The sequence below is a fragment of the Sphingobium sp. genome (genome assembly GCF_035511395.1).
GTDB lineage: Bacteria > Pseudomonadota > Alphaproteobacteria > Sphingomonadales > Sphingomonadaceae > Sphingobium.
In genome coordinates, this window is record NZ_DATKFP010000103.1 from 1 (window position 1) to 10,731 (window position 10,731).

At 61.9% G+C, this 10,731-nt stretch carries 7 protein-coding genes; 6 read left to right on the plus strand and 1 reads right to left on the minus strand.

Going from position 1 to position 10,731, the window contains the following annotated elements:
* The 6 genes from VMR39_RS06800 to VMR39_RS06830 form a co-directional block, all read left to right on the plus strand.
* Nucleotides 1-527: toprim domain-containing protein (locus tag VMR39_RS06800; RefSeq protein ID WP_325415231.1), on the plus strand; the 527-nt coding region annotated here is incomplete at its 5' end.
* Nucleotides 528-559: 32 nt separating this feature from the next.
* Nucleotides 560-2,566, plus strand: coding sequence for a ParB/RepB/Spo0J family partition protein (locus tag VMR39_RS06805; RefSeq protein ID WP_325415232.1), 2,007 nt, complete (start codon nucleotides 560-562; stop codon nucleotides 2,564-2,566).
* A gap of 122 nt (nucleotides 2,567-2,688) precedes the next feature.
* Nucleotides 2,689-7,020, plus strand: coding sequence for a strawberry notch-like NTP hydrolase domain-containing protein (locus VMR39_RS06815; protein ID WP_414712466.1), 4,332 nt, complete (start codon nucleotides 2,689-2,691; stop codon nucleotides 7,018-7,020).
* 114 nt (nucleotides 7,021-7,134) lie between these two features.
* The gene (locus tag VMR39_RS06820; protein ID WP_325415238.1) at nucleotides 7,135-8,325 is read left to right on the plus strand and encodes a DUF932 domain-containing protein; all 1,191 of its coding nucleotides are present in this window, start codon (nucleotides 7,135-7,137) and stop codon (nucleotides 8,323-8,325) included.
* Nucleotides 8,326-8,366: 41 nt separating this feature from the next.
* Nucleotides 8,367-8,996: a hypothetical protein gene (locus VMR39_RS06825; RefSeq protein WP_325415235.1), complete on the plus strand. Its 630-nt coding sequence runs from the start codon at nucleotides 8,367-8,369 to the stop codon at nucleotides 8,994-8,996.
* Complete coding sequence (locus VMR39_RS06830; protein ID WP_325415236.1) at nucleotides 8,989-9,300, plus strand: hypothetical protein; 312 nt, start codon at nucleotides 8,989-8,991, stop codon at nucleotides 9,298-9,300. The genes VMR39_RS06825 and VMR39_RS06830 overlap by 8 nt, the downstream gene beginning before the upstream one ends.
* Before the next feature lie 335 nt (nucleotides 9,301-9,635).
* Here VMR39_RS06830 and VMR39_RS06835 read toward each other — a convergent pair whose 3' ends face one another.
* Nucleotides 9,636-10,652 (minus strand): IS110 family transposase, encoded by a 1,017-nt coding sequence (locus VMR39_RS06835; protein ID WP_325415237.1) that lies wholly within the window; start codon nucleotides 10,650-10,652, stop codon nucleotides 9,636-9,638.
* Nucleotides 10,653-10,731: the final 79 nt, after the last annotated feature.

A 10,731-nucleotide genomic window follows, 5' to 3' on the forward strand; every position in this document is an offset into this window, starting at 1 on the left:
CGCGAGCCCTGCGCTTTCACGGCGCGACGCCGCTCGGGGGTGGGATGGACGTCCGCTTTCTTCCTGCAATTCTCGCCGCCGTCGTCGAAGCCGACCAGATTGTAGCGGTCCAGCGGATATTTCTTCAGCCCAATGGCCGCCCGGCGCTGCTCACAAAGTTCAAGCGGACTTTGGGTTCGCTAGGCGCAGGAGCGGTGCAAATTCAGCCTGCGCAAACCGTGCTCGGTCTTGCCGAAGGGGTTGAGAGCGCGGCGTCAGCTGGGACGCTTCTTGGCATTCCGGTCTGGGCAACGCTGGGTGCCGAGCGGTTCGACAGAGTAGCTATTCCCCAGAGCGTCAAGCGGCTTGTTCTGCTTGCGGACAATGACAGGGCCGGACGGCGCGCGGTCGCCAAGGCGAAAGCGCGCTACATGCGGCCTGGGCGCCGAGTCATCACCCTGTGGCCGCCAGCTCCATACAATGACTGGAACGAGCTGCACCGGGCAGGAGGGGAGGTGGTGGTGGAGCGGGCGCGGTTAGCGGCCTGATGGTCAGGGCGCCCGCGAACAGGAGAAAGCTCATGTCCCAGGCTCTGCCAGACATCCAGGTTCCCGCTTCGAAGCTCTCGATCGCCCCTTCCAATGTCCGCAGGCGGACTGACCCTGTGGCCGATAGCGAGCTCAAGGCCAGCATCCTTGCGCACGGGATCATCCAGAATCTGATCGGCCTGCCGGTGGCGCGCAAGAAGGGTGAATATCAGATCACCGCCGGCGGTCGCCGCCTCACGCAGCTCAAGGCGCTGATCGAAGAAGGCAAGCTGCCGGCCGATTTCCCTGTGACGGTGAAGCTGCTGAGCAATCGAAACGACGCGGCAGAAATCAGCCTCGTCGAAAATTTCAATCGGCTCAACATGTCGCCGGCCGAGGAATGCCGGGCATTCCAGACGATCATCGAGACCGAAAAGAAGAGCCCGGCGGACGTTGCGATACGTTTTGGGCTCACCGAGCGTTTCGTGCTGGGTCGTCTGCGACTCGCTGGCCTTGCGGATCCCGTTTTTGACGCTCTCGCTGATGGCGCCATCACGCTCGATGTGGCGAAGGCCTATGGCAGCATCACCGATACAGCCCGTCAGGCAGCCGTCTTCGAAGAACTTGCAGACGGCTACTATGCCACGAACTGCGCGGAAATCCGCCGCCGCCTGTTCTCCGGCTTCTATCGCGGCAATGATCCCAAGGCCCTGCTTATCGGGCGCGACGCCTACCTCGCCGCCGGTGGAAGGATCGACGGCGATCTCTTCTCCGATAATGCGAGCGAGAACTGGATCGACAGCGACATAGTCGAAACGTTGGCGCAAGAACGCCTGGAGGCGGCAGCCGCGGATCTGCGATCAACCGAGGGCTTCGGCGAACTGCGGGTCGTCTGCCACAGCCGTGTTCCCTATATGGAAACCATCGGCCTCGCTCCCGTCGAGGGCGAACCGGCAGAACTGACCCCTGACGAGGAAGAGCGGCAGCGCGCGATCGAGGTCGAGCTGGAGGCGATTGCCGAGAATGCCGATGAAGATGGCTATTCCGACGAAGAGATCGAACGGATCGAGACGCTGGAAGCGGAATATCAGGGATTGACCGAGCGCCCGCCGGTCCTGGGTGCCGACCAGAAGGCTACGTCCCTTGCCTATCTGGTGATCGGCGATGACGGCACTCCGCGTCTCCACGAACAAATTTACGCGATGCCGCAGCCTGAACCCGAGGTCGATGAAGATGCCGAGACCGAAACTCAGGAGGAAGACGAACGCGCCGATGAGTTGGTCGACGAGACCTCCGGACGGTCACCGATAAGCCAGAAGCTGGCGGAAGAACTGGCTCTCATGAAGACGGAAATTCTCCGCGTCCATGTCGCGAGCGATCCCCACTTTGCCCTCGATCTCGGCGCGTTCATCATGGCCGACGCGGCAGTCGCCTATCGCTACGACATGCCGAGCGATTTGCGCGCCACAGTGCCCAGCTCTCGCGTCGGAAATTTCGAGAGCGACACGCCCGCTGCGGAAAGCTGGGATGAATTGCAGGCGGGCCTCGACCGCAGCTGGATCGATGCAGGCGGGATATGCGAAAGATACGACGCTTTCTGCGCCCTCGCAGATACTGCGCGGGCGGCCTGGCTTGGCTGGGCGGTTGCCAGAACCCTCCACGCGGTGCCAGCAGGTGAGCGTTCGGCCATGCTCATCGACCACCTCGGCACCAAGCTCGACATCGATGTTGCGCAATGGTGGCGTCCGACCGCGCGACGCTATTTCGATCGGGTAGCCAAGCCAACGATCCTGGACCATTTCCACGAGGTTGGCGGAGCTGAACTGCGTAGCCGGTACAGCGGCTCGAAGAAGCATGATCTCGCGCTTTCTGCCGAAAAGCTCTTTGGCGGCCAGATCATCGTCGAGGCCGATATCAAGGATCGGGCGATGCAGTGGCTACCGGACGCGATGCGCTTTGGTCCGCCTGAGGGGCCCGCGTCCCTGGATGGCGAGGCGCAGTCCCCCAGCGGCGAGCCCGCGTCCGCTAATCAGCAGAGCGACTTGCCCGAAGCGGCCTAAACAACCGTGGGCGGGGCCGCGTGCGCGCCTCGCCCAAATTTTCCGAACATCGAATTCGGGCAGCCTCAGGGCCCCGACGACCTCGCCTGCAGCCGCTTGGCTGCGGGCATCTGGAGCTTGCCATGACCTCTGATCTCTTTGCCGCCGTTACCGCTGGCACCGGGCCGCACGATCAAAAAATCTGGACCCTCGCTTCGGTCGCGAAAGACCTCTGCGAACTCATAGTGAGCGGCCAGCCCATCAACCGACACCGTCTCACCCGCCTGATGACCACCTATTTCGGCGCTGGCGACGCGACGGGCGCCTGGTCGCTGCGCGAGGCATTCGACGCGCTGGAGACGGCTCAGGCCTTGGCACTTATGCGCGATCCGCTGAACGAGGCGTTGCCCGAAGCCGTCCTTGTTGACCTGCTGGCGCGAACCGAACGCCTGCCAACCCAGTCGGTCCGATCGGAGCGTCAGGTCGACATGCAGCAATTCTCGACACCCTTGCCATTGGCTTATCTCGCCGCTCGGGCTGCCGCGATCGGGACTGACGACCAGGTCCTTGAACCTTCTGCTGGTACCGGGCTGCTGGCCATTTTTGCGCAACTGGCGGGCGCGGGCCTTCTCCTGAACGAACGCGATCCCGTGCGAGCCGGACTGCTTGGGCAGGCGCTTGGTGCCGAGGTCAGCTGTCACGATGCTGAGTTCATCGACGACTTTTTGCCAACAGGCGTGCGGCCAAATGTCGTGCTTATCAACCCACCTTTCGCCCGCAGCGAGCAGCGGGGACGCGACGCTCATGCCGGTGCCCGGCATCTTCGTTCTGCCCTTGCGCGCCTCGCGCCCGGCGGCCGGTGCGTTGCGATCATGTCGCCGGCATTTGCCCATGATGGGAGCGGGCAGAAAGGCTACCGGGCTGTCGCTGACCTTGTCCCGCCGCGCGTGGAAATCACGATGCAGGGCCGGCCGTTCGCAAAGCACGGCACCAGCGTATCGGTCCGCCTGATGACTTACGATAAAGGCTGGACCGGCGCGCCAGAACGGATTTGCGTGCCAGACATAAAATCGGCCCTGCCGCATATTCTTTCGACGCCGCCAAGGCTGGGGTCGCACGATAGCGCGCCGCGCGAGCCGGCAGGAACGACTAAAGCACGAATCCCGGTGCGAATGCCTGTCAGAACCGGTGCGCCGCTGATGGCGCCGCCTTCAACAACAATTGGCCGCAAGCTCAAACCGCGCGCTGCCGTCGCGGTGGATACGACGGTAGAACCGCTCGCTTACGCTGTTCGCGAAACGCCGCGGCCCGCCGACGAGCAGATCGGCATCTATGTGCCCTGGCGTCTCTCCCGCATGGATATTCCGGGCGGAAAGCCGCATCCCGACCAGTTGGTCGAGTCGATTGCGGTGTCCTCGATCCTTCCTCCCGCGCCGACCTATGTCCCCATGCTGCCCCGCTGCGCCGTCACCGCTATGTCGGACGTCCAGCTTGAAACCCTTGTCTACGCGGGACAGGCGTTCGAGCGCGATCTGCCCGGACTCCACGCGCCCAATGAAGCTGGCACGATGCTTATGCCCGACAGTGCGGGGCGCGCCTATCGTATGGGCTTTTTCATCGGCGACGGCACTGGCGTCGGCAAAGGGCAGCAGGTCGCAGCCTGTATCCTGGACCAGTGGAGTCGCGGCCGCCGCAAGGCGGTATGGATCTCCAAGACCGCAGCGCTGATCGAGGATGCGCGGCGAGACTGGGCGGCGCTGGGAGGCCTGCCGATCGATATCCAGCCGCTGGACGCCATTCCATTCGGGGCGCCGATAACGATGGAAAGCGGCATCATCTTCCTGACCTATGCGACGCTGCGGTCCCAGCGCCACGACGCTGCCTCCCGCCTTTCGCAGCTGCTCGCCTGGCTCGAAGATGATTTCGAGGGGGTCATCTGCTTTGACGAAGCACACGAAATGGCTAACGCCGCAGGCACCGAAACCAAGTTCGGAACCCAGAAGGGATCCGAGCAGGGCTTGGCCGGCGTTCGCCTTCAAAACCTGCGCCCACGGGCCCGAATCCTCTATATTTCGGCCACCGGCGCCACCGACCCCGCCAATCTTTGCTACGCTATCCGTCTTGGCCTTTGGGGGGCGGGCACGTCGTTCGATGATCGTGCGGCCTTCATGAGCGGCATCGAAAAGGGCGGGATCGCCGCGATGGAAATCGTCGCGCGCGACCTGAAAGCCCTCGGGCTTTACACGGCGCGCGCGCTGACATTTCGCGGCGTTGAATATGATCCGCTTGTTCATCCGCTGACCCCGGCCCAGATCGAGACCTATAATGCCTATGCCGATGGATGGGCGGTCATCCACCGCAATCTCGATGAGGTGCTCGCCCTTACAAACATCGTCGACCGGATGGAGGACAAGGCGCTCAATGCCCAAGCCAAGGGCTCTGCGCTCTCGCGGTTTGAAAGCGCCAAGCAACGCTTCTTCGCGCAGTTGCTGATCGCCATGAAGGTGCCGAGCCTGATCGACGCCGTGACCCGCGAGCTTGATGCGGGCAATCATGCGATTATCCAGCTCGTGACGACGGCCGAAGCCATGCTGGGGCGACGGCTCGCAAGCCTGTCTGCCGAGGAGCGCGCCAACCTCGATATCGAATTATCACCTCGGGAGGCGATGATCGATTACCTCAAGACGGCCTTCCCGGTCCGCATGATGCAGATCATCAAGGGGAGCGACGATGCCGAGCGCTCCGAACTGATGGTCGACGAGGCTGGTAACCCGGTCTTCTGCCAGGCGGCGCTCGCCATGCGTGATGAGATGATCGAGGAGCTTTGCGCCCTGCCGCCAATCGGCTCAGCGCTCGATGAAATCGTCCGGCATTTCGGCACCGACGCCGTAGCAGAAGTGACCGGACGGACTCGGCGGCTCATTGTCGACGCAAATAGCCGCCAGCGCGTCGAAAACCGGGGCGGTCGCAGCAATATCGTTGAGGCGGAAGCCTTCATGTCTGGGGCCAAGCAGATACTGGTCTTCTCCGACGCCGGCGGCACGGGACGGAGCTATCATGCCGATCGCAACTCCAAATCTGCCGGGCGCCGACGGATCCATTTCCTGCTGGAGCCTGGATGGCGCGCAGCAAACGCCATTCAGGGTCTTGGTCGCTCCAACCGCACCAATCAGGCGAGTGCGCCCGTCTTCAGGCCTGTGACCACGGATTGCCGGGGCGAGCGCCGCTTTATCAGCACCATTGCGCGGCGCCTCGACAGCCTGGGCGCCCTGACCCGTGGGCAGCGACAGACAGGCGGGCAGAACATGTTCGATCCCTCGGACAATCTCGAAAGCGATTATGCCCAAGATGCGCTCATCCAGTGGTACCATCTTCTCTACCGCGGCAAGCTCACCAGCACGACCCTTGCCGCCTTCATCGATATGACGGGCCTTCGTTTACTGGACAAGGAAAGCGGCGGTCTGCTCGATGATCTCCCGCCGATCCAACGATGGCTCAATCGCCTGCTGGCTCTGCGGATAGAGACCCAGAATGCGATCTTCGAAGAATATATGGCGCTGATCCAGGCGCGCGTCGATGCGGCGCGTGAGGCCGGGACGCTCGATGTCGGCGTCGAAACCATGCAGGCAGAGCGCATGGCTCTCCTCGACGAGCAGGTCCTGCGGCGTGATCCTGTGACGGGCGCCGAGACTCGGCTCAGCCGCATTGAACTGCATTTTCGCAAGCGTGCCCTCAGCCTCGCCCAGCTGGAGCGTGATTATGGCGGTGTCGAAGCCATTCGGCTGCGCAACGGCCGGTCGGGCCGCGTTGCACTCCAGGTGCCAAGCTGGAGCAGCATGGACAATGATGGCAACCCGATCACCATGTGGCAGCTTGTTCGGCCAACAGGCCGCGACCGCATCCGCGATACCGCCCTTCAGGAGAGCCTCTGGTCTCCTGTCGATAAGGAGGAATTCGAACGCCTCTGGGAGTTGGAGGCCGAAGAGACCCGATCGAAGCTCGACGTTGAAACGATCAGCATGGCAACCGGGCTCCTGCTTCCAGTCTGGGACCGTCTGCCGGACGACGATATGCGAGTCTGGCGGGTTACCGATGCGCAAGGCAACTCGCTGCTCGGACGCATCATTTCGCCCTATGGACTGGAGAAACTCGCCCGGTCGTTCGGTGTCGATACGTCCACTGTGCTGAGCCCAGCGGAGATGATCACTGGTGCCAGAGGGCGCCAGGGGGTTCCGATCGTCGGCATGGATGCTGCGCGGCTGGTGCAGGTTCATGTGAACGATGCGCGCCGGCTCGAAATTCGTGATTTTCCCGCCGCACGGCGGGATTGGCTGAAGTCAATCGGCTGTTTCACCCAGATCATCAATTACAAGACCAGGCTGTTTGTGCCCACTGACCGTGCCGAGGCCATCCTCGACCAGATCGTCCGCACAGGCGAGCAATGGAGCCGGCTTGCCGACGCGAAGGCGGCCTGAGGCAGCGCTGACCAGTCAGGCGAGCAGAAGGAAAGGGGGGTGGGAAAGGGCGGCGGCGAAGCGCGGTTGGAAGCTGCGCGGGATCGCCGACTCTCCCATCTTCGGAGGCTTTTTATGAACGCACTATCTTCTGCCCCGCGCCAAGCGGCGCAGCCTTACCGCGTCGATATATCACGCGGGACCAATGTTTCTCGCGTCTCGTCCGAATGGTTCAATCGCCCCCAGGATGAGCGCTATCTCTCGCTGGACGATCTCTACGCCAGCGTGCGCTCGCGCGCCGAGCGGGCGACCACGCGGATCATCGAGAGCCGGACGGTGCGGGTCGAGGCCCGTAGCGACGAGCCCGAACGGCTTTCGCTCTTTGTTCCCGGTGACAGCGCGCCGGTTGCACCCACCAATTGGTCGTTCGGGCAGCTCTGCAGTCTGGTGGGCGCCCCGGCCTCCTATTTGCGGCAGCTCCCCGCCGCGCTCGCCGGCATCAACCTCCAGCATGGCCTCATCCGCCATCCGGCCGAGCATGTGAAACTGCTGCAGACGCACGATGGCCGCGCCGAGCTGCGGGCGGTGACGGGACCGGACTATGGTCGCATCTGGGATCATGAACTGGTCGCCGCGGTGATGAAAATCGCGGGCAATGGCACAGGCGACACAAGGTGGAAGGTTCCGGGCGTGCTCGATTGGGGTTCGATGACCTACAACCCCTGTGTCGACGTGACGAGCGACACGACCACCCTTTATGCTTCGGACAGGGATGTCTTCCTTTTCCTGGTCGACGATCTCAATCCCATCGAGGCCGGGCGACTGCCCAACGGTGAGCCGGATCTCTATTTTCGCGGATTTTATTGCTGGAACTCAGAGGTCGGCTCCAAGTCACTGGGGATAGCCACTTTTTATCTCCGTGCGGTCTGTCAGAACCGCAATTTGTGGGGCGTCGAAAACTTTCGGGAAGTCAACATCCGTCACTCCAAGTTCGCGGCGAACCGCTTCGCCCATGAGGCGGCGCCAGCGCTCGCGCACTTCGCCGATAGTTCGCCTCGCTCGTTCATCGACGGGATATCGGCGGCGCGCTCAGCCATCGTCGCGCGAAAGGACGAGGACCGGGAAAGCTTCCTGCGCAAGGAAGGCTTTTCCAAGGCCGAGACCGCCAAGGTGATCGCGACGGTCCTGGCCGAAGAGGGGCACCCGCCGGCTTCGATTTATGATTTCGTTCAGGGAATCACCGCCCTCGCACGCAGCCGCCCGCATCAGGACGGACGCCTGGAGCTCGAAGGCAAGGCCCGCAAGTTGCTCGAACGCGCTCGCTGAGCGAGCCGGCACCACTCGATCAAAATTCAAGGAGATTTGTCATGGCTCACATGACCACGACGACGCGTGTCTACCGGATCGATGTCGACTATTTCAGTGGGGGCGACCTCTTCGAATCCGACACCATTTCTTTTCATATCAAGGACGGAGCAGACATCTGGACTGCGGCTTACCTCGCCGCTGAAGGATCGACCTATTTCGACCTGCGAATCCCTGATCTTTCCTACAGCTTCAGTTTCGTTCCGAGCTTTCCCGACGAACCCGATCCCGCATCGCCCGCCGGTGGTCTCAAACCTGTCTGCAGGGACTGCGGTTGCGACATGCTCGCATGCGACGCCAGCGCAAGATGGGACGTCCAGCGGCAGGTCTGGGCGATCTCCGGCGTGTATGATTGCACCTTCTGCGACCTCTGCAACGCGGAGAGCGATGATCTTGCTCGATGGGTACCGGCGGGTGATCTCACACCCTTCGATCGCTTCACCGCCGCCCTGGCCGACGCGCTGTCCTCTCCGGAACTCGCCTTCGATAGTATGTTCCATCTGTTCTGCGTCGATCACGCGCTCACCCACACAGTCGAAGATGCTCGTGCCGAATGGATTGAAGCTGCGGCGCGGCGATCGTGCGCGAACGGTGCGGACCGCCTTGCCGGCGGAGGAGGTGATCATGCCTAGTTCGATACCAGATGCGGCATATGTGAATAGCTTCAACGCGCGTCTTGCTGAACTCAACTCGGCTGCGCGCGTCGCATTAACCCGCCTTGATGGCTATTCCGGGATGCTGGAGTTGAGGGACGACGAGGAGAATTTTCTTGAACTCATCCCAAGCGAAGCCTCGCCAGAGATGGTGGCAATTGCCTTTCGGCTTTATGCTCGCGGATGCAGTTGGGGTTCAAGGCGCGGCGAAGAGATTGCCTTCGCCAGACTGCGCAACCTGATTGGTGCCGCCGATGCGTCCTCGCACATGTCTTATATCTAGAGACAGAGTTGGAACAAGGCGCCGAGCCTCAGGAAACACCCGTCACAGGATCATACCGCGGATCGGGAAGTGCTGCCATGCGCGCGCGAGCGCTGTCGTCGGGCGCTTGTCGGCAAATGTTGTCTAATTGATATTCGCATGGCAGCTCATTTCCCCGCCCGATTGCCAATGGTTGTCTTCGAGGTCACCAGACAGCTGGAAGAACTGATCGTCTGTGCCTCATGATCGCGGCCTAGCGGTAGTAGGTGGACGTCTCTGGGTCCCAAACGAGGTTTAGCCCTCCACTTTTGTGACGAGATCATCCGGGCATGGCTGATCGGGAACGGGACGCCGGGTCAGACCCAGCGGAACTCGGTCTCGTTCAACCAAAGGGAATGGAGCAAAATGGCCAGCTTCCGTGCGACTGCGACTCTGGCGCGCTTGGGGCCTTTGGTTTCTGCCATTTTTCTACCCCAGTGCTGTAGCGCAAATGGCTGCCTCACCCGCGACAGGATAATATTGGCTGCTTCGTAGAGCGCGCGTCGCAACATAGGGTCGCCAGCCTTGGAGATGTGCCCTTGCGTATCACGTTCGCCCGACTGGCTTCGTCGAGGGACCAGCCCAGCATACGCCCCGACATCCTCGCCTCTGGCAAAGCGCCGGGGATCCTCGATGCTCATCGTAAAGGTGAGCGCGGTGATCGGCCCCACGCCAGGAACCGTCATCAGGCGCATGCAAACCGGATCTGACGCAGCCCTTAACTCCAGAGTGCGGGTCGAGGCCCGGAGTTGCGCCTCGATTGCCTCCATGGATGCAATGAGCGGAGCAAACAGCGCCTCTAAATCGGGGCGCTGTGCATAGAGGGCAACCAGGCGTTCTGTCCGTTTCCCTGCGGCTCTGGCAGAACCGAGGCGAAGGCCGAACAGCTTCAGAAGCCCGCGCAACTGGTTGATCATGGAAGTACGCGCCGTGATCAGTTGGGCGCGAATGCGGATTGCGGCCCGGTCAAAATGCGTGGCCGCATCTTTCATGTGGATGCGTTTGAACCAGCCCGTTCGGGCCATCTGCGCGATGCCTTCAGCATCATGAACATCGCTCTTGTTGACCCGAGCTGAGAGCACACCCTTGGCATGACGGGCGCAAATGCACTCAATCGGCAGATCGCGAGCTGCCATGCCGTGATAAAGGAAGGCGGAAAGTGGTCCGGTCTCCATAACTACCCGGACCACGTCCGGACAATAACGCCCTAGCCACTTGGCTATAATCTCGGGATCGCTGGCCAGAACCTCACGTCGTAAAACTGCGCCCTCAGCGTCAACCACGCAAACATGCGTGGTTTTGTCACTCACATCCAGTCCTACATAGATCGACATGGTCACCCTCCTGTATCGAAGCGCTCATGCGATTTTGTACCATGTAGGAGTGCGCCTACATCAATTACGCGGTGTCCCA